This window comes from Nocardia sp. CA-129566, assembly GCF_050956075.1.
Lineage (GTDB): Bacteria > Actinomycetota > Actinomycetes > Mycobacteriales > Mycobacteriaceae > Nocardia.
The window spans coordinates 4219132-4244638 of sequence record NZ_CP192085.1 but is presented as its reverse complement, the minus strand read 5'-3'; the positions used below and the strand labels follow the sequence as shown (position 1 = coordinate 4244638).

2 protein-coding genes are annotated in these 25507 nt (G+C 67.2%); both read right to left on the bottom strand.

Going from position 1 to position 25507, the window contains the following annotated elements:
• Positions 1–16: 16 nt before the first annotated feature.
• Positions 17–805, bottom strand: coding sequence for an FkbM family methyltransferase (locus ACQP0C_RS18180; RefSeq protein WP_433734065.1), 789 nt, complete (start codon positions 803–805; stop codon positions 17–19).
• Positions 799–25227 carry a non-ribosomal peptide synthase/polyketide synthase gene (locus ACQP0C_RS18175; protein ID WP_433734064.1) on the bottom strand — a complete coding sequence of 8143 codons (24429 nt, stop codon included), beginning with the start codon at positions 25225–25227 and terminating at the stop codon, positions 799–801. The genes ACQP0C_RS18180 and ACQP0C_RS18175 overlap by 7 nt, the downstream gene beginning before the upstream one ends.
• Positions 25228–25507: the final 280 nt, after the last annotated feature.

The following is a 25507-nucleotide window of genomic DNA, read 5'->3' as shown; positions in this document are numbered from 1 at the left end:
GGGCGGCTACCGCTGGTCAGTCGGCGCGGGGCCTGGTGGCAAGTACCTCGTGCATTTCGGTTCCGATCAAATGCGGGTCCTGGTGAGTCTGCGCGGACATGCCCTGCTGATCGAGCAGCTCGCAGACTTCTCGCAGGCGGCCGTCGCGATCATGGACTTCGGCGACGACGGCGTGGATACGACGCCAGTCCGCTTCGGTGATGCCGTGCAGGACATCCAATTCGGCGCGCTCGACATCGACTTTGAGCAACCCGATCTCGCTGTCGCGGCAGTATTCGTCCAATATCGCCGAAACCGTGGTGACCCCGACCTCCAGTGGTACACCGTCGTGCAGGCCGGTGGTGATGAGCGCGATGGCCTTGTCGTCCAAGCCGCAGTTGTGCAGGTAGATCTTGGTGGCTTCGTCATCTGCCTCGCGATCGGCGAAGAAACCGGAGTTCGCCGATGCCCGCGGATACCAGGTGAACGGGCGCGTGCCCGGCGTGGCGGCGACCGCGATCTCGAGGGATATCCCGCCCGGTACATGCGCTGCAATATTGCGGTCCAGGCAACGAAAGGTCAGCGGAACGGGCTCGACCGCGATGACCTGAATTCCGGGGCAGGTGTCGGCGAACATCATCGCACTGAGTCCGATGTTGGCGCCGATGTCGAGGGCCACATCTCCAGGGCGAAGGCGCGCGGCGGCACGGCGGTAGAACCCCTGCGTCGTGGTCGTCTCGCCCCACAGCATCCGGGCCTCGGCCGGGCTTGTGCAGGTCACCGTTCTGCCGTCGTCGAGACGCAGTTGCTGCAAAGTGGTCAGCATTGTTCCATGAACCTTTCCAGGACAGGGCCGACGATGGCCAGCGCATGTGGATGGCTCAACTCGAGATGGCGGGCGTCGACGACGACGTTGTGAATGTCGCCGCTGACATAGGGCCGCCACGTGTGCGCGAGAGCGTCATGGTCCGCGGCGTCTTTTCCGGCGGTGAAGAAGACCAGGTCGCCGTCGAAGACATGCGGCCGATAACCGGCGGAGATATCGCTCGCGGTTCGGAAGCTTTCCATCACCCGATCGGTCTGTTCGGCGGTGAACAGTCCGGTGGCGATCACCTGGTCCCGGATGACGTGCCACGCTTGCTCATGGGTGGTCGCCTGCAGCTCGTCGCCGAGGTCGAACAGCTCCCGCCAGCCGCCGAGCAGATCGGCCATCAGCTGTCCCGGTGCGGGCTGGCCTGCGTGGGATGCGGCCGGTTGCGATGGTGCACCTGCCGCGCTGTCCAGCAGGGCCACGACGCCGACCTGATCACCGTCGCGCTGCAGCTGGACCGCCATGGCGTGCGCGATCTGTCCGCCCAACGACCAGCCGAGCAGGTGATACGGACCCGCAGGCTGCACTCGGCGAATCTCGGCCACGTAGCGTGCGGCCAGTTCGTCGACGGACTCCGCACCTGGTTCGCTGGACACGACGTGCGGATCCTGCAACCCGTACACCGGCCGATCCGGATGCAGATGTTCGATGATGCCGCCGTAGAACCACGCCAGTCCGCCGGCCGGGTGCACGGCGAAGACCGCTGGCTCGGATCCGCTCGCGCGCAGCGCCAGCAGCACCTTCAGGCCGGAGTCGCCTTCCGACTCGTCGGCCCTGCGCGCCAACGCCTCTGGAGTGGCATCCTCGAACATCCAGGGCAGTTCGATCGTCACACCACGAGTCCGCAACTGTGTTACCGCCATGGTGGCCAGCAGTGAGTTGCCACCCAGATCGAAGAATCCGTCGATCACCCCGACTCGCGATGTTCCCAAGACCTGCGCGAACACATCGCTGATCACTTTCTCGGTATGCGTGCGCGGTGCGACGAACCGATATACCGCTGCGTCGAAATCGGGAGCGGGCAAGGCTTTTCGATCCAGCTTGCCGTTGATGGTCAGCGGCAGATCGGGCAGGACCATGACCACCGACGGCACCATGTAGCTCGTCAGCACCTCAGCGGCGGCCGCCCGGACCTGGCCTGGATCGATCCGCTGCCCGTCGGTGCCGACGACGTAACCGATCAGCTGATCGATGTCGCGCTCGTGGCGGTGCACCGCGGCAGCAGCCCGCGACACCAACGGATGCCGTAGCAGCGCCGACTCCACCTCGCCCAGCTCGATCCGGTACCCGCGCAACTGAACTTGTGCGTCGCTCCGGCCAGCGTAGGTCAACTCCAGCCCGCTGCTGGTCTTGCGCCAGCGGCCGACATCGCCCGTCCGATACAACCGGCCGCCGTTCGGATCGAACGGGTTCGCCACGAATCGGCCCGCCGTCAACGCCGGAGCCCGCAGGTAACCGCGCGCGAGTTGCCCTCCGGCGATATGGATCTCGCCACGGACCCCGATCGGTACCGGCCGCAGCCGGTCGTCGAGCACATACACCCGCAGCCCCGGCAGGGGTGCGCCGATCCTGGCTGCGCTCGGGTCATCGACCTCGGCGAATGTCACGTGCACGGTCGTCTCGGTGATCCCGTACATGTTGACCAATTGCGGCGATCCGGGTTCATGCGCGGCGAACCAGCCGGTCAACCGCGCCGCATCCAGTGCCTCGCCACCGAAGACGACATACCGGAGCACGAGATCGCCACAGCCGCAACCGGATTCGCGGTATCGGCGCTCCGCATCGATGAATCCGTAGAAGGCTGAAGGAGTTTGGCTCAACACCGTGACGCGCTCGCGCGCCACCAGTTCCACCAACGCCTCCGGCGACCGGGAGGTGTTGTGGTCGACAACGACCAGCCGGCCTCCGGTCAGCAGGGCGCCCCACATTTCCCACACCGCGAAATCGAAAGCGTACGAATGGAACATCGTCCACACGTCGTCGGGGTGGAAGTCGAATCGTTCGGCGGCGTGGGTCAACAATGTGACGGCTTCGCGATGGCTGACGGCCACTCCCTTCGGGGTGCCGGTCGACCCCGAGGTGTAGATCACGTAGGCGAGGTTGTCCGCTCGCGCGGCCGAAGGCACCGGACAGTCCGGGACCGCGGCCCGGGATTCTTCGACCAGAACCGTCGGTGCCGCGTATCCCGGTACGTCCGTTGCCATTTCGACAGAGGTCAACACCGCGGCCGGACGCGCGTCGTCGAGGATGAAGCGCAATCGCTGCGGCGGGTTCGCCATATCCAGCGGCAGATATCCGGCGCCTGCGCGCACGACGGCGAGCAGGCCCACGACCAAGTCGACCGAACGCGGCAATGCCACTGCCACCAGGGTTTCCGGCCCCACACCGTGCTCGGTGAGCCGAACAGCGAGTTGGGTGGCACGCCGATCCAGCTCCGCATACGTCAGCTGCGACACACCATCGGTCACCGCGACCGCATTCGGCTGCGCCGCGACGTGGGAGGTGAACAGCTCGGCCAGGGTCACATCCGCGACCGCGACGCCGTCGACTCCGGCAGCGGTAAGCATCTCGCGTCGCTGGTCGGGATCCACGATGTCGATATCGCCCATGGCGACAGCCGGATTCGCGGTCGCCTGCTCCAGGATCCGGGTATACGCGTGCGCGAACCGGGTCATCGTCTGCTCGATGTACAGGTCGGTGGCGAACGTCAGTCGTCCGACCATGCCGGCCGGTCGGCCCCCTGCGCCGAACCGTTCGACGAGCTTGACGTTCAGATCCGCGCGGGCCTGGTCGAAGCCGTTCTCGATCGGTTCGACGGTGAGCCCCGCCAGCTCCAACGCGGCCGCGCCGAGATCCTGGACGTCGAGCGTCACCTGATAGAGCGGCATGTGCGCGGTCGACCGCCGCGGATTGAGCGCCTCCACGACCTCTTCGAAGGGCACATCGGAATGGGCGAGCGCGGCGAGATCCGTCTCGCGGGTGGCAGCGAGCAGGTCGGCGAACGACTGCCGCGACGACACCCGTGACCGCAACACCAGCGTGTTGACGAACATGCCGATCAGATCGTCGAGTTCGCGGTCGCCGCGGCCGGCCACCGGAGTGCCGATAGCCACATCGTCGACGCCGGCCAGCCTGGACAGCAGCACGGTCAAGGCGGCGTGTAGGACCATGAACACCGTCGCGTTGGCCTTGCGGGCGAGTGCATCGATGCGGGCGTGCAACTCGGCGGGCAGCTCGAAATCGACCACGCGGCCGTGCATGGACGGCACCGGCGGCCGGGGCAGGTCGGTCGGTAGCTCGAGCAGTTCGGCCAGTCCGGTGAGGTGGTCGGTCCAGAATCGCAGCTGCCGGGAGACGAGCGAGTCCGGATCGTTTTCGTCGCCGAGCATCTCACGCTGCCACAGCGCGTAGTCGGCGTACTGGATCGGAAGGGGCGACCAGTTCGGTTGTGTCCCTTGCCTACTCGCCTCATAGGCCACCGCCACGTCCCGCGCGAGCGGCATCATCGACTGTCCGTCGGCGCAGATGTGATGCACGCAGAGCACCAGCACGTGATCACGGTCGCCGAGGGCGAACAACTCGGCTCGCACCGGAGGTACTCGGGTCACATCGAAGCCCGCGGAGACCACCGCCGCCGCCCGCTCCAGCAGATGTTCTTCGTCGACCCGGATCGGAGTCAGAGCCGGTGCGACCTCGTCGACGCCGACCATGACCTGACAGGGTGTCCCGTTGATCATCGGGAATGTGGTTCGCAGCGACTCGTGCCGGTCGATGACCAGCCCGCACGCGTGCCGCAGCGCATCGATATCGAGCGCACCCCGCAGCCGGATCACCAGCGGAATGTTGTACGCGCCGACCGAGGTGTCGAATTGATTGAGAAACCACATCCGCTGCTGCGCTGGGGACAGCGGTACCAGAGCTGGGCGGGTACGCGGTGCCGGGGATACGGCGACATTCCGGTCGGCGGTCGTGAGATGCGCGGCCAGTTCGGCGACTGTCGGTGCGTCGAACAGGTCCCGAATACCGACGCGCACGCCGAGTGCCGTGCGCAATCGCGCGGCCGCACGCGTCGCCGACAGCGAATTTCCACCGAGCTCGAAGAAGCTGTCCGCTGCGCCCACTCCGCCGACGCCCAACACGTCGCCGAAAACGTCCGCGACGCGCTGTTCGGTGTCGGTACTCGGGGCGACCCATTCCCGCTCATCCGGGAATTCCGGTGTGGGCAATGCCGCCCGATCCAGCTTGCCGGTCGCGGTCAGCGGGAGCTCGGCGAGCGGCATCAGTACGTCGGGCACCATGTGCGTGGGCAGATGACGTCGGGCAGCAGCCTTGACCTCGCGTGCATCGATGCGTCCGTCGCCGAGCAGATAGCCGACGAGCTGGTTGGTGCCGCGCTCGTCGGTGCGCAACACGACCACCGCGTGATCGACCCCTGGATGCTCGGCGAGCACGGCTTCGATCTCGCCGAGTTCGATGCGTTGACCGCGGATCTTGACCTGGAAATCACGGCGGCCGAGGTACTCCACGGCGTGGTCCGAGGTCCAGCGGGCAAGATCGCCGGTGCGATACATGCGCGACCCTGCCCCGCCGAAGGGATTCGCCACGAAGGAACCCGCGGTGACCGCAGGCTGGTTCACATATCCGCGCGCAAGCTGGATGCCCGCGAGGTACAACTCCCCCACCACCCCGACCGGCACCGGCCGCAACCACGGATCGAGCACGACAGCCTCGACGCCGCGGATCGGTCCGCCGATCGTCACCACATCGCCCGGGTACAGCGAACCGCTGATCCCGGCCAGAATCGTCGCCTCGGTCGGTCCGTACCCGTTCAGCAGCCGTCTGCCCGGTTCCCACACCGAGACCAGTTCCGGTGTCACCGCCTCGCCGCCGGCCATCAGTACTCGCAACGAATCCATACCGTCCGGTGACATGGTGGCCAGCACGCTCGGGGTGAGGAACGCATGCGATACCCGTTGCGCCCGAATCAATTCCGCCAGCTCATCGCCGGCGAATGCGTCCGGTGCCGCCACCACGAGCACTGCCCCGTTCGTATGGGCCAGCAATACTTCGAGGACCATCACATCGAAACCGGGACCGGCCGCCTGCAGCACGCGCGCATCGGTGTCCACGCCGAAGCGGTCACGCACGACCGCGGAGAAATTCGCCAGCCCCTCGTGGGTGACCGCGACGCCCTTCGGGATTCCGGTCGACCCCGAGGTATAGGTCACGTACGCCGCATCCCGGACCTGTGGCGTACGCAGGCGATCGGCGGCGGTGACCGCGGCCGCGGACTGCGCCACGAGAGCGGTCTCGGTGTCCGGATCGTCGAGGACCAGCGGGCGTACCGCGTCGGGAAGCAGATCCCGTGATGCCTCGACGGTGAGCGCGACCCGCACACCGGAGTCCGTGATCATGTGTGCCACGCGCTCGGCCGGATTGCGCGGATCGATCGGCAGGAACGCCGCACCCGTCTTGGTCGTCGCCCACACGCCGAGCACGAACTCCGTCGACCGGCCCAGCGCCAGCGCGACGTGGTCGCCGGGGCCGACACCGCACTCGATCAACTGCCGCGCCAGCTGGTTCGACCGCGCATCCAACTCGGCGTAGGACATCGTGCGCCAACCCGAAAGCAGCGCTGTCGCACTGGGATTCACGTCCACGCCCGCCGCCAGCAACTCCGCAAGCAGCTGCGGCGACGCGGCACTGCCACCTGTGGCGGGCACCAATTCACGCCGATCGGCCGTGGCCAGCAGATCGACCGAATCCAGCCGAGCGTGCGGATCCGTCGTGATCGCGCGCAGCACGATGTCGAACCGGGCGGCGAGACCGGACGCCGTCTCGTCGTCGATGTGATCCCGCTGGTAGCGCAGGCGGACGTGCAGTTGGTCGGTGTGGTGCGCCTGCACGGTGATCGGGTAATGCGCGGCGTCGCGACCTTCCGCTGCGACCACCCGCATGCCATCGATGTCGGCGTCGCCCAATCCGCTGCTGTCGACCGGGTAGGACTCGAACACGACCAGCGTGTCGAACACAGGCACGGCGTCCACGGCCGCCAAGATCTGCGGTAGTTCGAGGTAGTGGTGGTCGAGCAACCGGGTGTTGTCGGCCTGCAATCGAGTCAGCGCGTCCTCGATGGTCCGGTCCCGGCGCACCTCGACGACGACCGGAATCGTATTGATGAACAGACCGATCATCGACTCGACCCCGGACACGTCGGCCGGACGGCCGGACACCGTGCTGCCGAACACCACACGTTCGGCGCCGAGCAGGTTGCTCAACACCACAGCCCAAGCGAACTGGACGATCGTCGCCATCGTCACCGCGTGTGTCCGGCCGAATTCCACCAGCTCGGCCGTCGCGTCGCGATCCAGCACGACCGGCAAATCGATCGGAATCGTCGCGGTCGAATCGGCGTGCGGATCGGCGACCAGCGTCGGCTCGGCGACACCGCGCAGCGCATCCCGCCACACCTCGACGCTTCTGCTGTGGTCGCGCCGGTTCAGCCAGTCCAGGTAATCACGGTAGGGCACCGCATCGGGCAACAGCTGCGACTGTGCGTCCACCGCGTACAGGCCGATCAGTTCACGCCACAGCAGCGGCAGCGACCAGCCGTCGAGTAAAAGGTGATGGGCGGTCAATATCAGCCGGAAGTCTTGCGGCGCCACCGTAACGAACACGAACCGCAGCAGCGGCGGATCGGCTGGATCGAACCCGGCCATCCGCTCGGCATCGGTCACCTCGTCCAGGCCCGGTGTGCTGTCGGACAGCGTAATGCTGCGCCAGGGAATGGCGGTATCGGCCGGAATCACTTGTACCGGAACGCCTTCGGCGGTTCGGGTGAAGGCGGCCCGCAGGTTGCCATGGCGTGCGAGCAGGGCCTGCGCGGCGCGCTCGAGCCGGTGCTCGTCGACCGCGCCCGACAGCGTGAGCACCGATTGCGCGATATAGACGTCGACCTGGCCCGCGGCGACCTCGGCGTGGAACAGCAGCCCCGCCTGCAGCGGCGCCAACGGCCACACCTCGCTCAATCGTCCGTACCGGTCGGCGAAGTCCCCCAGCTCGCGCTGGGTGACCTCGACGAGCGGAACGTCTGCCCGAGTCAGTCCCCAGTCCTGGTTCGCGACGGCCGCGATGGCGGTCAGGACATCGACCCATTCTTCGACGAGTTCGGCCACGTCGTCGTGGTCGAGTAACCGCGAGGCGTAGCCGACGTACGCCGACAGCTCGGGTCCGGCCGCCGCGTCGACGATGTTGACGTCGATCGTGAGGACCGCCGCCGCTGGCATATCCGGATCGAATGCGGCCCGTCCGTCGAAAGATTCGTCGGTCGGAACCCATGCCAGGTCCGACAGTGCCGTGAGATCGACGCCGGTTCGCCCGAGATTGTTGACACTGATCTGCGGCTGCGGCAGTGTCGCGAGCCGCTCGGCCGTCTCGGTATTCAGATGGCGCAGCAGGCCGTAACCGATCCCCTTGTCCGGGACGTCGCGCAGCTGGTCTTTCACGGATTTCACCGCCGCGCGCACATCAGTGGGATCGACACCACTCAGGTCGAGCGCCACCGGATATCGAGTGGTGAACCAGCCGACGGTCCGGGAAAGGTCTGCGCCCTCGGCGATCTGCTCCTCGCGGCCGTGCCCCTCCAGCAGGACCTTCATGCCCGTATGCGCAATGCCACGACGCCGCCGCCAGCGGGTCAGGGCCACGGTGAGAGCGGCCAGCAGCGCATCGTCGACGCTGCCGCGCACGGCTTCGGGCATCCCGTCGACCAACGCCGAGGTAACTTCGGCCGGGAGCGACACGGTGAGGTGACGCACGGTCGACTGGGTGTCCAGCGCAGGATCCAGATCCGCACGTCCGAGCAACGGATCGGGTGCCGAACAGATCCGATGCCACAGCTCGAATTCGCCGGCGCGCGCTGCCGCGGCGGCGATCGACGCGGCCGACCAGCGACGCATAGAGGTGCCCGGCGCGGCCAACTCGACCGGCCGCCCCTCGGTGATCTGTTGCCACGCAGTCGCGAAGTCGGGCAGCAGAATCCGCCACGACACCGCATCGACTGCCAGGTGATGGATCACGATGAGGGCACGAGCCTGCGCGTCGACGCCCGTTTCGGGCAGCAGACACACGACGTGCACCATCGCGCCCGCCGCCGGGTCGAGCCGGTCGAACGCCGTGGTGGACGCCGCCTCCACCGCGGCGGTGAAACCGGCGCTACCCGGTGCCTCGCCGGCACCGAAGGTCCGGACGGACACCGAGCCGGCAGTATCGGCAGCGCTCGGTGGCAGCACCTCCCAGCGACCGGCGTCGAGCCGCGAGCGCAGCACATCGTGGTGTTCGACGATTGCCCGCACGGCCGAGCACATGTCATCGATGCGCACGTCGCGCGGCAAGCGCACCAGCATCGACTGTGCGAACCGGGCCGGTGCCCCGAGTTGCTCGACGAACCAGGACACGATCGGCGTGAACGCAATCTCGCCAACACCACCGCCGGGCAGTTCGGCGAGCGACGCCCGCTCGGCGGCCTGCGCGACCTGCGCCAGGCCGCGAACTGTCTTGCGCTCGAAGATGTCTCGAGCCGTCACGCCGATGCCCGCGGACTTCAGCCGCGACGCCAACTGGATCGACATGATGGAATCGCCGCCGAGCGCGAAGAAGGAGGTCGTCGCGCCCACCGTCGGGACGCCGAGGACGTCCGCGAAGGCGGCGGCGATGGCGTGTTCCAGTTCGGTCGATGTCGCGGCGGCGCCGTCCTGGGTGGTCTCGAAGACGGGCTCCGGCAACGCTTCTCGATCCACCTTGCCCGTCGAGGTGAGCGGCAGGCGGTCGAGTACGGTGATCGTGGCCGGCACCATGTGGGCGGGCAGGGCTGCCGCCGTGTGATCGAGTACCGCGCTCGGATCGGCGACCGCTCCGGCTTCGGCCGTGATGTAGGCGGCGAGCACCGATTGCCCGCCGGGCCCTCGACGACTCACGGTGACCGCGGTGGCGACCGCCGGATGCGTGAGCAGCGCGCCGTCGATCTCGCCCAGCTCGACACGCTGGCCCCGAATCTTGATCTGGAAATCGAGGCGGCCGATGTATTGCAGCGCGCCCTGCGTGGTCCAGCGGACGATGTCGCCGGTGCGATACATCCGCGAACCCTGTGCACCATAGGGGTTCGCAACGAACGAACTGGCCGTTGTCGCAGGGCGATTCAGGTAACCGCGCGCCAGCGCGGTCCCCGAGAAGTACAGCTCCCCCGCTACTCCGATCGGCACCGGCCGCAGCCGCGCGTCCAGCACCACCGCCTCCGCACCGCGGATCGGTCCGCCGATGGTGAGCACCTCGCCCGGGTGCACAGGGTCGCTGATCGTGATCACGATCGTCGTCTCGGTCGGACCGTAGATGTGGTGTAATCGCCGCCCGGCCGCCCAGGCGGCGATCAGATCCTCCGCCACCTTTTCGCCGCCGACCGCCAGCATCCGCACCGAATCCACCTCGGCAGGCGACATCGTCGCCAACACACTCGGTGTCAGAAACGCATGCGTCACCTGATGCGCTCGGATCAGCGCGGCCAGGTCCGCGCCGCCGAGCACTTCCGGCGGCGACACCACCAGCGCCGCGCCGGCAGCGTACGCCATCAACGCTTCGAGCAGGACCGCGTCGAAGGCGGGTGCCGCAGCTTGCAGCACGCGCGACGTGCCGTCCACCCGGTAGCGCTCGCGCTGCTCGGCCGCGAAGGCCGCCAACCCCTCGTGGGTAACCACCACACCCTTGGGCGTCCCGGTCGAACCCGACGTGTAGATCAGGTATGCCGCGTCCCGAATCCGCAGTGCGCGTGGGCGGTTCGCGTCCGCGACGGCGTGGCCGGGACGTGCGGCGATATCGGCGGCCGTGCCCGGCTCGTCGAGCACCAGCCAGCGGACGTCGTCCGGCACGGATGTGCGCGCGGCCGCGACCGTGATGCCGACTTCGGCACCGGAGTCGTGCAGCAGGTAGGCGATCCGCTCCGGCGGATAGCGCAGGTCCACCGGTACGAAGGTGGCGCCGGTCTTCGTGATCGCCCACATGGCGACGTGATAGTCGGCCGATCGTGGCACGGCGAGCGCAGCGCACATTCCCGGCCCTGCGCCGCAGGAAAGCAACTGCGCCGCAAGCTGATTCGCACGGTGGTCGAGTTCGATGTAGGTGAGGGTCCGGGTGCCGTCGATCAGGGCGATCGCCAAGGGGGTGGTTGCCACGGCCGAGGCCAGCAGGTCGGGAAGCAGACGCGGCGCAGGAGCGTCGCTGCCGCGCGCCGGGACCAGCCGTTCGGCCTCGGTGCCGATCAGTGGGATATCGCCCACCGGGCGCGCCGGATCGCAGACCACTGCATCGAGGACGCGGATGAACCGCTCGGCCAGCGATGCCGCGGTCGATTCGACGAAAATATCTGTGGCATAGATGATTTCGCCCTCGATACCGGCAGGTCGGTCCCCGTCGAGGCGTTCGGTCAGCAACACGGTGAGGTCGGTCTTGGCCTGGGCGATTCCGGGATCGAGCAGTTCGACATCGACGTCCGGCAGCTGGAAGCGGGCCGCCGAGGTGTTCTGCAACCCGAACAGCACCTGATACAGCGGCGTATACGCCGTCGACCGGGGGCGGTCGAGTAGATCGACCAGTCGCTCATGGGGCAGATCCGCGTGCGCGAGCGCCTCGAGGTCGACACCGCGCACCTCCGCGAGGAGGTGCCGGAACGACATGTCGTCGCGGACCGACGTGCGCAGCACCACGGTGTTGACGAACATGCCGACGAGATCGTCCAGCGCCGCGATGCCGCGACCCGCTACGGGCGTGGCGACCGACACGTCGTCGGTATGCGCGGTGCGCGCCAAGACGATTGCCAGTGCGGAATGCAGCACGACGAATACGGTCACGCCCTCTCGACGGGCCAGCTGCACGACCTCGTCGTGGAGCCGTTGCGGTATGCCGAAGCGAACACTGCCGCCGACCATCGACATGGTCGCAGGCCGAGGTCGATCGGTCGGCAGGTCGAGCAGCTCCGGGGCGTCAGCGAGAACCTCGGTCCAGTAGGCGATCTGCCGCGCGATCACCGACGACGGATCGTCCTCGGCGCCGAGTATCTCCCGCTGCCACAACGCATAGTCGCCGTACTGGACGTGCAGCGGTTTCCATTGCGGCGCCAGGTCTTTCACCCGCGCGCGGTAGGCCGCGAACATGTCGCGAGCCAGCGGCGCCATCGACGAGCCGTCGGCGGCGATGTGATGGACGGCCAGCACCAGAATGTGCTCGTCAGGGCCGGTGCGATACAGCCGCGCCCGCACGGGCACCGCTGCCGAGACATCGAAGCCCGTCTCGACGCTCTGCCGGATCCGCTCGCCTAGCACGATTTCGTCGGCGACCGGCTCCGCATTCAGTGCCAGGCCATCGACTACTGTCGCCGCATCCCGCACGACCTGACACGGTTCACCGCCGACCGTGGGATATACCGTCCGCAGTGGCTCGTGCCGGGCCACCAGGTCCTCGAACGCCGCACGTAACGCGTCGACGTCCAGCGCGCCGCTCAACCGGGCCGCGAGACCGATATTGTAGGCCGCCGAGGCGGTATCGAACTGGTTGATGAACCACAACCGTCGCTGCGCGGCCGCCAGCGGGATCGTCGCCGGGCGCGGCCGCGGCACGAGCGGTATCAGTGACGACCGCATGCGCTGCGCCAGGCGTGCCGCCAATCCCGCGATCGTCGGCTCCTCGAAGATATCGCGGATACCGACCTGGACGCCGAGCGCCGCCTCGGCGCGCGCGGCGAGGCGCGCGGCCGAGAGCGAGTCGACACCGATCTCGAACAGGTTCGCCCGCACGCTCACCCGGTCGCCGCCGGTGATGGTGGCGACGATATCGGCCAGTGCCGCTTCGCGTTCGGTGCGCGCCGCCACGAACTCCTCGCCGTCGTCGAACGTCGGCTGCGGCAGCGCGGCTCGGTCGAGCTTGCCGTTCGGAGTGAGCGGCAGCTGCGCGAGCACCTCGACGCGGACCGGAACCAGATACGACGGCAGCGTGCGAGTCAACTGGTCGCGAATCGCGCGACCATCGGTCACCGCTCCTGGCGCGAGCGTCACGTAGGCGACGATTCGCTGCGAGGTCACGACAGCAACGGCACGAGCAACCTCCGGTATCGCGCAGGCCGCCGCTTCGATGTCCCCCGGCTCCACTCGCTGACCGCGGACCTTCACCTGGAAATCGCTGCGGCCCAGAAAATCCAGCGCGCCAGTTCCCGTCCACCGCACCAGGTCACCGGTGCGGTACAGCCGCTCCCCCGGCGCGCCGAACGGATCCGCGACGAAGGCTGTGCACGTCAGGTCGGCGCGGCCGTGATAACCGCGCGCCAACTGCACACCCGAGACATACAGCTCGCCGACCACACTGACCGGCACCACTTGCAGTCGCTTGTCGAGCACATAGACCCGCATGCCGGACACGGGCGCGCCGATCGGGACCGTGGGGGGCGTCGCACCGGGCAGGCAGCGCCGGGCGGTGACCACCTCCGCCTCGGCCGGGCCGTACCAGTTCACCACCTCTGCCTCGGTGAACACGCGCACCACGGCGTCGACGGTGTGCTGCGCCAGCGCCTCACCAGCGACGAATATCCGTCGGATCGAGGGCAATTCGGTATCACCGACCGCTTCGAGGAGAACATCGAGCATCGACGGGACGAAGTGCACGGTGCTGATGTTTCGGCTCGCGATGACCTGCGCGAGGTAGGCGGGGTCGCGGTGCCCGTCGGGCTCGGCAACCACGATGTGCGCACCGATTTGCAACGGCCAGAACAACTCCCACACGGCGATGTCGAAAGTGATCGGAGTCTTGTACAGCACCGTGTCGGCCGCGGTGTGCGGCCACTGCTGCTGTGCCCATGCCAGCTGACTCATGGTCGCGGCATGGGTCAGAGCCACCCCCTTGGGAACTCCGGTCGAGCCGGAGGTGAACAGGATGTAGGCCACATTGTCCGGCCGCAGCGGTACACACCGATCCATGTCCGTGATCGGGGCGCCGGACAGCTCGGCGAGATCCAGCCGATCGAGGCGAGCGGAGGGGAATCCCTCGGGCAGTGCGTCGCCGTCCGCTGATGTCGTGAGCACCATCAGTGGTCGCGCCGCACCCAGCACGCCGGCGATCCGCTCGCTGGGTTGATTCGGGTCGATCGGCAGGAACGCGGCACCCGCCTCGAGCACCGCATACAGGGCGGTCACGAGGTCGATCGAGCGCCGAATGGCTATGGCCACAACGGTTTCCGACCTCACATCACGCAATATGAGCCACCTGGCCAGCCGATTGACGCGGGCGGCGAAATCCCGGTAGGTCAGCGCGTCGCCGTCCGGAGGCCGAATCGCCGGAGCATCCGGGGTGCGTTCCACCTGTTCATGGAAGGCGTCCACCAGGGTTCGGCCCACTGATACCGGGTCGCCGGTGTCGTTCCAACGCTTGAGCACCAACTGCCGCTCGGTGGCATCGAGCAGATCGAGTTCACCGATCGGAGCATCGGCGTCGGTCGCGACGCCGTTGAGCAGGCGAACGAACCGGTCGGCGAAACGCTGTCCAGAGTCCGCGTCGAACAGGTCGGTGGCATAGGTCAGGCGCAGCGTCATGCCGGTCGGCTCGTTGTCCGGCCCGTGCTCCTCGGTCATCATGAGCAGCAGGTCGTAGATCGCGGCACTGTCGCCGGGATCGATGTTCTCGACGGTGAGACCCGGAAGTTCCGCGCGCGCCCGCACCATGTTCTGGTAGGCGAGCATGACTTGGAACAGCGGCGTGTGCGCTGTCGACCGTGCCGGATTCAGCGTTTCCACCAGCTGCTCGAATGGCACGATGGCATGGTCGAAGGCCTCGATGTCGCTGTGCCGCACCGCATCCAGCAGGCTGGTGAACGTCTGATCGAGGGTGACGCGGGTGCGCAGGACCAAGGTGTTGACGAACATCCCGACCAGATGATCGAGCGCCCGGTGGCCACGACCCGCATGTGGCACGCCGATGGTGATGTCGTCGCTGCCCGACAGCCGTGACAGCAGCACCGCGAGCGCCGCGTGTACCACCATGAACGTCGTCGCCCGGGCTCGCTGGGCCAGGGACTCCACTCGGCTCTGCACATGCGCGGGAATCTCGATGCGGATCAGCGCGCCGCGGTGACTCTGCTGCACCGGGCGCGGTCGATCGGTGGGCAGCTCGAGCCGTTCGGGTATGCCCGCGAGTCGGGTTCGCCAGTAAGCGATATCGCGGGACACGGGCGAATCCGGGTCGTCCGGCGAGCCCAGCACCTCGCGCTGCCACAGGGAGTAATCGGCGAATTGGACGGTGAGCGGCGCCCAGTCCGGCAGGTTTCCGGCGGTCCGCGCCCGATAGGCCGTCACGATATCGGCGGCCAGCGGCGCCACCGAATAACCGTCGCAACTGATGTGGTGCACGGCCACCGCGATCACCCAGGCCGTGTCCAGCAGTTGGTACAGCGCGACCCGCACCGGCACGCCCTTCGACACGTCGAACCCGGTGTTCGAGAACGCGGCCAGCCGATGTGCCAGCTCGCGCTCATCGATCCGCTGCGGGCTGAGGTCCCAGCCCGCGACGATATCGGCCGCGTCCAGCACCACCTGTGTGGGCATGCCGTCGACCGCTGGATACACGGTGCGCAAGCTCTCGTGCCGCTCGACGATATCTCCGATGGCCGCCGCGAGCGCATCGACATCGAGCACTCCGTCGAGGCGAATCGCGAGCGGCACAATGTATCCCGGCAAATCCGGATCGAACTGATTGAGGAACCACATCCGGGCCTGCGCAGTCGACAGCGGCAGACGATCCGGTCTCGGCTGCGCCGTCGGGGCGGGCAGGCCGGGCACCCCCCGCAGGTGCGCGATGCGCTCGGCCAGCTCGGCGACAGTGGGCGCCTCGAATATCATTCGCACCGGTACGGTCGCGTCGACCGTGGCGCCGATCCGGCTCAGCGCGCGCGTGGCGACCAGCGAATTCCCGCCGAGGTCGAAGAAGTCGTCGTCCGCGCCGACCGTCGGCACGCCGAGCAGCTCGGCGAAAACCTCGGCGACGACCTGCTCCACGAGCCCTCGCGGCGCCCGGTATTCCGCGTGGTCGCTCAGATCCGGAACAGGCAATGCCCGGTAGTCGACCTTGCCGTTCGCCGTGAGCGGGACCGCGTCGATCCGAACGATCGCGGACGGCACCATATAGGCGGGCAGCCGCTCCAGCAGGAGGCGTCGAATCTGCTTGGTGTCCAATGTCTCCGGAGTGACCACGTAGGCGACCAAGCGTTGCTCGTCGCGGCCGGAATGCACCCGCGCGACGGCCGCGGTCACCTGCTCGTGCGCGAGCAGGGCCGCCTCGATGTCGCCCAATTCGATCCGCAACCCGCGAATCTTCACCTGATCGTCAACACGGCCGACATAGTGCAGGGTGCCGTCCTTGTCCCAGCGGACAAGGTCGCCGGTGCGGTACAGGCGAGATCCGTGCGCGTCGTCGAGCGGGTCGGCGACGAACGCCGCCGCCGTCAGATCGCGACGTTGATGGTATCCGCGGGCCAGCTGGATGCCGCCCAGATACAGCTCACCGGTCACCCCCACCGGAACGGGGTGCAGTCGCGAATCCAGCACGTGCACGACGACATTCGGCTCGGGAACCCCGATCGGCACCGCGGGGCCGTCGATCTCGTCGATGCGATGCGCGGTGACGCTCACCGCGGTCTCCGTAGGCCCGTACAGGTTGTCGATGCGCGCGTCGCTGAGATCCCGGAAGCGGCGCACGATTTCGGCCGGCAGCGCCTCACCGATGCACAGCACGCGCCGCAGGTCCGGGAACTGGCGGCCGGCGGCCGTCTCACAGAACACCGAGAGCAACGACGGCACGAAATCCGCTGTCGTTATGTGATGTTCGGCTATCAACCGGGCCATCGCATCCGGATCGCCGCTCGCGGTGCGGCCCGCGACAACCAATTTCGCACCACATGTCAAGGGGCAGAACAACTCCCAGACCGACAGGTCGAAGGTGACCGGAGTCCGCAACAGCATGACGTCGTCGCCGAGTCGGTAGTGCTCGTGCATCCAGCGGAGTTGATTGACCACCGCTGCATGCGGTATCGCCACACCCTTCGGTACCCCGGTCGAGCCGGAGGTATAGATGACATAGGCCAGGTTCGCGGGACGCAGCGGCTCGAGCCGATCGGCGTCCGTCACCGGCGACGCATCCCGGTACTCGACGTCGAGTTCCGCGAGCGCCCATACCGGGACGTTCTCGGGCAGATTCGCGTCGTCGAACCGGCGGGTGAGCACCGCCCGCGGCCGCGCGGCGGCGAGGACGGCGCGCACGCGGTCGAGCGGGTGATCCGGATCCAGGGGCAGGTAGGCCCCGCCGGCCGCGTGGATCGCATACAGTGTGACCAGCAGGTCGATGGAGCGGTGCATCGCCACGGCCACAACGGTTTCGGGGCCAACTCCGCGTCCGATCAACGAACGCGCCAGCGAATTCACCCGTGCCGCGAACTCTCGGTAGCTGAGTCGCGTGCCGTCTTCGGAGTCGAGCACGGCCGTGCTGTCCGGCGTCGCGGCGGCCTGCGCGGCGAACAGGTCCGCGATCGTCGCAGACGATGGCGGCATCGTCCCCCCGGTTTCGCGCACGGCCAGCGCGCGCGCCTCGTGCGCGGTCAGCAGCTCGATGTCGCCGACCGCGCGGGTGGGATCGGCGACTATCGCGCGCAGTAGCAGCACGAACCGGTCGATCATCGAAATGATCGTTGCCTCATCGAAAAGATCTGTGGCGTAACTGAATTCGACTGACATCGCGCCGGGTTCACCGTCGCGCTCCGCGGTATCGACGAGATTCAGATGCAGATCGTATTTGGCCACACTCGGATCGACCGTCCGGGCCGACACCGTCAGTCCCTCGAACCGCACCGTGGGAATCTCGATGTTGTGAAACGAGAAACCCACCTGCGTCAATGGCGCGTGCGCCGCCGTGCGTGGCGGATTCAGCACTTCGACAAGGCGCTCGAACGGGATGTCGGCGTGGTCGAAGGCGGCCAGATCGGTAGCCCGGACCTGTTCCAGGATGTCAACGAAGGACGCGCCGGGTTCGATGCGCGTCCGCAGCACCAGGGTGTTGACGAACATTCCGACCAGGCGCTCGAGTCCCGGTTCGCCGCGACCGGCGATGGGCGTGCCGACGGCGATGTCACCGGTTCCCGAAAGCCTGGCCAGCAGTGCGGCATACGCCGCGTGCAGCACCATGAAGACCGTCACGTCGCGGCGCCGGGATAGGGCGACCAGGGCACGACCGAGGTCGGCGGGCAGTGTCGTCGACACCGTGGCACCGCGGAACGATTGCCGCGCCGGGCGCGGACGGTCGGTGGGCAGGTCGAGTACTTCGGGCAGATCGGCAAGAGCAGCCCGCCAATACTCGATCTGGGTGGCGGCCGGGCAGTTCGGGTCGTCCTCGGTGCCGAGCCATTTCCGTTGCCACAGAGCATAATCCGCGTACTGCACGGGCAATGGCGACCACTGCGGCGCCGCGTGCTTTGTACGGGCGTTGTAGGCGGTCATCAGGTCCGCGGCCAGCGGTGCGAGCGAGGATCCGTCGAAGCTGATGTGATGGACGATCAGGACCAGGGTGTGGTGATCGGATGCACTGCGCAGCAACGTGATTCGGAAAGGAACCGCGCGGGTGACGTCGAATCCGGCCGCGGCCGCCGCGACGATACGCGCCTCGATGTCTGCCGCCGCCACCTCGACCGGCTCCAGCGGGGGTAGTGCCGCCTGCACCGGCACGATCAGCTGGTGCAGTCCGCTGTCGCTGTCCGGGTAAACGGTCCGGAGAGCTTCGTGCCGGTCGAGCACATCGGCGATCGTCGCATGCATGGCGGCCACGTCGAAGGGGCCCGACATGTCCACGACCAGGGCGATGTTGTACAGCGCCGAGCCCGTGTCGAACTGATTGAGAAACCACATGCGGGCCTGGGCAGGAGACAGCGGGATCCGTGCCGGGCGTTCCTGCGGGATCAGCGGTTCCCGCCCGGGTGCGTCGATGGCCCGCAGATCCGCCGCGAATGCCGCGATGCTCGGCGCGTCGAACACGGTGCGCAGCGGAATTTCGACACCGAAGACAGCGCTCAGCCGCGCGGCTACCCGCGTCGCCGACAGCGAGTTGCCGCCGAGATCGAAGAAGTTGTCGAGGACGCCGACGCGATCAATGCCCAGAACAGCGCCGCACACCTCGGCGACGATCTGCTCGGCCGCGTCACGTGGCGCGACGAACTCGGCGGTCTCACCGCCGAACACCGGTGCCGGCAACCCAGCACGGTCGATTTTGCCCACCGATGTCAGCGGTAGCGCGTCGAGCACCGTCACCGCATCCGGAACCATGTGCAACGGAAGGCGTTGGGTGGCATAGGTCGTCAACTCCGTGACATCGACGGCATCCATTGCCGGCGTCACGTAGGCGGCAAGCCGCAGTCCGCTCTGCGTCGCAATGCTGACCGTCACTACGGCCGCCACCGCTGGATGCCGGGCGAGGACGGCCTCGATTTCGCCGAGTTCGATGCGCTGGCCGCGGATCTTCACCTGGAAGTCGGTGCGCCCGATGTATTCGAGGGTGCGCTCGGGTGTCCAGCGGACCAGGTCGCCGGTGCGGTACATGCGTGCCCCCACCGCACCGAACGGATCGGCCACGAATGCCGACGCGGTGTCCGCGGGCCGGCCGAGGTATCCGCGGGCGAGATGGATACCGGAGATGTACAGCTGTCCGGTCACCCCGACCGGTACCGGCTGGAGATTCGCGTCCAATACCAGCGCCTCGACACCGCGGATCGGGCCACCGATCGTGACGCGGGCACCGGAGCACAGCCGATCGCTGATCGCGACCATGATCGTGGTCTCGGTCGGCCCGTACCCGTTGAACAACCGACGACCAGGACTCCACGCCGCGGCCGTTTCCGCCGACACCGCTTCCCCGCCCGCGACCAAAACCTGTAGTGAATCCACGTCGGCCGGCGACATCGTCGCCAGCACGCTCGGTGTGATGAACGCATGCGAAACCCGTTGCGTGCGAATCAATTCCGCCAACCGTTCCGCCGCGAAGACATCCGGCGGCGACACCACAAGGGCCGCACCGTTCGGGTGCGCCATCAGCAACTCCAGGACCATCGCATCGAAACCCGGAGCCGCCACCTGCAACACCCGCGCGGAACTGTCGATCCGATAACGTTCACGTTGTTCGGCGGTGAAATTCGCCAAGCCCTCGTGCGTCACAGTGACGCCCTTCGGCTCACCCGTCGACCCCGAGGTGTACACCACGTATGCCGCGTTCGAGGCACGGCACGCGCGGATCCGATCCGCGGCCGTCACGGCGGCAGCCGATCGCGCCGCGATGCAGACCTCGGTGCCCGGATCGTCGAGAATCAACCGCTCGACCGCGGACGGGAGCAGGCCCTGGGTGGCTTCCACCGTCAACGCCACCCGAACATTCGCGACCATCAGCGCGACTCGCTCGGCGGGATGCCGCGGATCCACCGGGACGAATGCCGCACCCGCCTTCGCCACCGCCCACATCGCCACCACGAGTTCCACCGACCGCGCCATCACCAGCGCGACCTGATCATCCGGGCCTATCTCCCACTCGATCAGCAACCGAGCCAGCTGATTCGACCAGGCATCCAACTCCCGGTACGACACCGTGCGTTCCCCCGACACGATCGCTACGGCATCCGGTTCCTGGACCGTCAGCAACTCCGCCAGCACCCGTGGCGCCTCGGCACTACCGCCCGACGCGGGCACCAGCGCGGCTCGCTCGGTCGTCGACAGCACATCGACAGCACCCACTCGCTGCTGCGGATTCGACACGACCGACTCGAGGATCCGATTCAGTCGCGCGGCGAATTCCTCGATCGTCCCCCGATCGAAAAGGTCGGTGGCGTAGTTGACCCGTAGCGCGAGATCGCCTGCCGCCCTGGCGTTCTCGGCGACGGTGACAATGATGTCGACCTTCGCCGGTTGCGGTCCCGGATCCAAGATCTCGGCAGTGAGCTCGGCCAGCTCCAGGCTCGGGCGGTCCATATTGTCGAAGGCGAGATACACCTGACACAGCGGTTCGTGCGCTGCCGACGGCATCGGATCGACCGCTTCCACGACGCGTTCATACGGCAGGTCGCCGTGGGCGAAAGCCTCGATATCGATATCTTTGACTCGCGTCAGAAACTCCGTGAACGATTCGTCGCCGCGCACCTGGGTGCGCAGCGGCACCGTGTTGACGAACATGCCGATGAGCGGTCCCAGCGCCCGCTGGCCGCGGCCCGCGACCGGCGTCCCGATGGTGATGTCCGCCGAATTCGACATCCGGGCGAGCAGAACCGCCAACGCGGCGTGAACGACCATGAAGGTCGTGACGTTCGCCGTGCGCGCCACTCGTTCGATCCCGGCGCACGTCTCGGCAGGAAGCACGGCGTCGACGACGTCTGCGAGCATGGACCGGCGAGCCGGCCGACGGCGGCCGGCGGGAAGTTCAAGCAGTCGCGTCACACCCGCCAATTGCTCTGTCCAGTAACGTAATTGGCGTGCTGCGAGCGAGTCCGGATCGCTTTCGTCGCCGAGCACATCGCGATGCCAGACGCTGTAGTCGGCGTACTGCACGGTCAGCGGTCGCCAATCCGGGGCGTGTCCCTGCGACCTCGCTCGGTAGGCCGCCGCGAAATCGGCCGCGAGCGGTACCAGCGACGATCCGTCGCAGCAGATGTGGTGCAGGACGACGACCAAGACGTGTCTGGGCTGGTCGGTGGATGCGAGCAGTGCGACCCGGATCGGCGGACGTCGGCGGACGTCGGTCCCGGTCGCGGCCAGCTCGCGGATCCGGTTGTCGAAATCGTCGGGACTGGTGAGCTGCGGGGTCGAATCCAGATCGGCGGCGACTTGCTCGGCCGACAGGATCACCTGCGTCCCTTGACCGTTCACGGCGGGATAGATGGTTCGCAGGGATTCGTGCCGTTCGATCACATCGGTCAGCGCCGAGCGCAGTGCCGCGGTGTCGAGGTGTCCGGTCAGCTGCAGCACCAGCGGAATGCTGTACGCCGCCGACTCCGGGTCGACCTGATTGATCAACCAGATCCGGTTCTGCGCGGGCGCCAGCGCAATGGGCTCGACGCGTGGCCGCGCCCGCAGGGCGGGGCGGCTGGAGTGCCGACCGGCTTCGATATGGGTGGCGAGTTGGGCAGCGGTCGGCTTGCCGAACAGCTCGCGCACCGATACCTCGCACCGGGTCAGCTCGGCGATCCGCACGGCAGCGCTGGTGGCGGTGAGCGAATTACCGCCCAGCTCGAAGAAGTTGTCCAGCACGCCGACCTTCGCAGTGCCCAGGACCTCAGCGAAGACGTCGACGATGGTCTCCTCGACGACAGTGCTCGGCGCTACGTACGGCGCGGCCGAACCGACGCCCGGCTCGGGCAGCGCCCGATGGTCGATTTTGCCGTTGACGGTCAGCGGCAACGCCTGCAGAACGACAATGTGGGCCGGGACCATGTATTCCGGCAGCATCGACCCGACGTGCGCGCGCAGCACCTCGGGCGCGCAGACCGCATCGGCGGCGGGCACGACGTAGGCGACCAGCCGGGCCGCTTGCGTGCCCGGCAGGTGCACGATGACCACCGCCGTCGAGACCGCACTGTGGCTCAGCAGCGCACTGCGGATCTCGTCCAGCTCGATCCGGAACCCGCGCAGCTGCACCTGCTGATCGGCGCGTCCGCGATATTCCAACTCGCCCTTGGCATTTCGTCGAGCGACGTCGCCGCTGCGATAGAGACGCCGGCCCGGCTCGCCGAACGGGTCGGCGACGAAGCGTCCCGCAGTCAACCCGGGGCGGCCGAGGTAGCCGCGGGCGAGTTGCGTTCCCGCGACATAGATCTGGCCCCAGGCTCCCAGCGGCGCCGGGCGCAATCGTTCGTCCAGGATATACACGCGCAACCCCGGCAGCGGTGGGCCGATCGTGCTCGGTGCGCCCGGCGCGGCGTTATCGGGTGTCAACCGGAGATAGGTGACGAAGACGGTGGTTTCGGTGATGCCGTAGCTGTTTGCCAGCACGGGCGGGTTCGGATTGTGTTCGTACCAGTCCGACAAACCCGCCGGATCGAGAGCTTCGCCCGAGAGAACGCCCAGTCGCAGGCAAACCTCACCGTCGGGCTCCCCGGCCTGCGCATATCGCTGTCGCGCGGTCGCGAATTGCTGGAATGCCGAGGGGGTCTGGCTGAAGATGCTCACCTTCTCGCGCGCCACCAGGCGCACGACGTCATCCGGCGAACGCGTGGCAGGTCCGTCCACCACGACCACCCGCCCGCCGGTAACCAGCGCACCGAAGATCTCCCACACCGAATAGTCGAACGCGAACGAATGGAACAACGTCCACACGTCGCCGGCGCGGACTCCGATTTCGGCACACGCGTTCGTCAGGTAGGCGGCGACCGCGCGATGAGTGATCGGCACGCCTTTCGGCCGTCCCGTCGATCCTGAGGTATAGATGACGTAGGCGACGTTGTCGAGGCGCAGCGGGCGGGTGCGGTCCGCATCGGTGATCGGACGAGCGGTCTGCACACCCGAGTCGTCATCGAACAGCACGACGGAACCGACATTGCCGGGCACCTGATCGCGCATGCTCCGGTTGGTCACCACAGCGATCGGATCGGCATCGTTCAGTACATAGTCGAGTCGATCGAGCGGGTGCGCGAGATCCAGCGGCAGATACCCGGCGCCCGACTTCAGCACCGCTAGAGCGACGACGATCAGATCGGCATCGCGTGGCATCGCGATGGCCACCAGCGATTCCGGCCCAGCACCGAGGGCAATGAGCTTGCGGGCGAACCGGTTCGAGCGCTCGTCGAGTTCACGGTAGGTCAGAGCGGTCGTACCCGATGTGACGGCCACCGCGGAGGGAGTGGCCGCGGCCTGTCGCGTCAGCAGATCAACGAGCGTCGCAGAACTCGCTACGCCGTCGCGCCCGGCGAGTTCGCCCAGCATGCGCCGCTCCTCGGCGGGATCGACGAGCGGTATGTCGACCAAGCGGGTGTCGGCAGGGGAATCCATCATGCGGTACAAGAAGTCGACGAATCGACTGATGTGCAGGTCGAGTTCGTCCTGCCGGTACAGGTTGGCGTTGCCGTGCAATTCGATGAGCAGCGGCGCGTCGGCCCCGGAGCGGTACATATTGAGCTGCAGGTCGTCCAGGGCCCCGGACGTCAGTGCGCGGTAGCGGCCGATCGCCGAACCGAGCCGAATCTCGGAATCGAAGAACAAGATATTGACGATCGGACCGAACGAGGTCGCGGCCGCGTCCAACGCGTTGGACTCGCGGCGCAGATCCTCGAAACGGTAGAGCTGGTGCCGCATCGCCAGGACGAGCTCGGACACCGACGCCCGGATCAGCCCTTCGACGGTGGTCGTCGGGTCCACGGCGAATCGGATCGGCACCATGTTCGCCAACATCGCGGCGGCGTTGCGCATGGGCATCGTCAGACGTCCGGTCACCGGCAGCGACAAGACGACGTCGTCGGTGTCTGTCATGCGGGCGAGAAACGCGGCGAACGCGGCCACCACGACTTGCGCAGGCGATGCGTGCAGGTCGACGGCGAAACGGCCGAGCATGGCGGTCAACCGCGACGGCAGCGACCGACCGGCGAAGCGGTCGTTTTCGCTCCACTTGGCGGTGCGGCCGGACAGACTCGTCGTCGGCGGCAGATCGGCGACCTTGTCGAGCCAGTACGCCTTATCGGTGTCGAACCGGCGGCTCATACGATATTGGCGCTCCGCCGCGACGATGTCCGTCAGCCGGGCCGCCGCCAGCCGGGCCGGCGGCCTGCCTTCGAGCAGTGCGTTGTAGTGCTCGGCCGTTCGGTTCACGGTGTTGAGCGCACCATAGCCATCGATCACCAGATGATGGGCGCGCGCGTACCACAGATACCGGTCTTGGCCGACCCGGATGAGCCGCGTCGCGGCGAGCCGGTCCCGGGCCAGGTCGATAGCCTTGGTGTTGTAGTCACGGCGCATCCATTCCATCGCCGCTGCGTACGGATCGTCTTCGGCGCTGAGATCCAGTAACGGCTCGTCGTAGACGATGCTGCGGTCGACGAATTGAAACGGCTGCCCCCCGGATTCGACCACCCGGACGACAAGAGACTCGGTCTCGTGGCCGGCGTCGTTCACCGCCTTGGTGAACACGTCGTAGGCTATGGGCCCCTCGATCTCGACGTAGTGTGCGATATTGACGTTCGGGCCGCCGGGCAGGTTGTCCGCGAGCCACATTCCGTATTGCGCCCTCGAAAGCGGAATCAGATCCGGATCTCGGTCGGCAGGCGTGGCTGAATTCCGACTCATCGTTTAACCCCTCCTCGAATTCCGAGAAACAGGAGCAGCGCGCGACAAAGACCCGTCCGTGCCCGGAACTTCCCGTAGGTGTTTTCTTCCTTACCGATGCAATTGCATATGCACTTCGCCGACGTTCGAGCGAGCGTCCATCCCTGCTGCGGTCATGCGCCCGCCGAATGACCTCACTAATGACAGCTCGAAATCGTAGCCGCTCCATAGGCATACCAAGCCCTATCACCGAGCGTGCCGAGCAACTTTGCAAAAATTCGTCGCAAGGGCGGCACGAGGA

Excerpts from the sequence above, each read along its gene's own strand:
- ACQP0C_RS18180 (WP_433734065.1), bottom strand. The coding sequence starts at position 805 with ATGCTGACCACTTTGCAGCAACTGCGTCTCGACGACGGCAGAACGGTG.
- ACQP0C_RS18175 (WP_433734064.1), bottom strand. The coding sequence starts at position 25,227 with ATGAGTCGGAATTCAGCCACGCCTGCCGACCGAGATCCGGATCTGATT.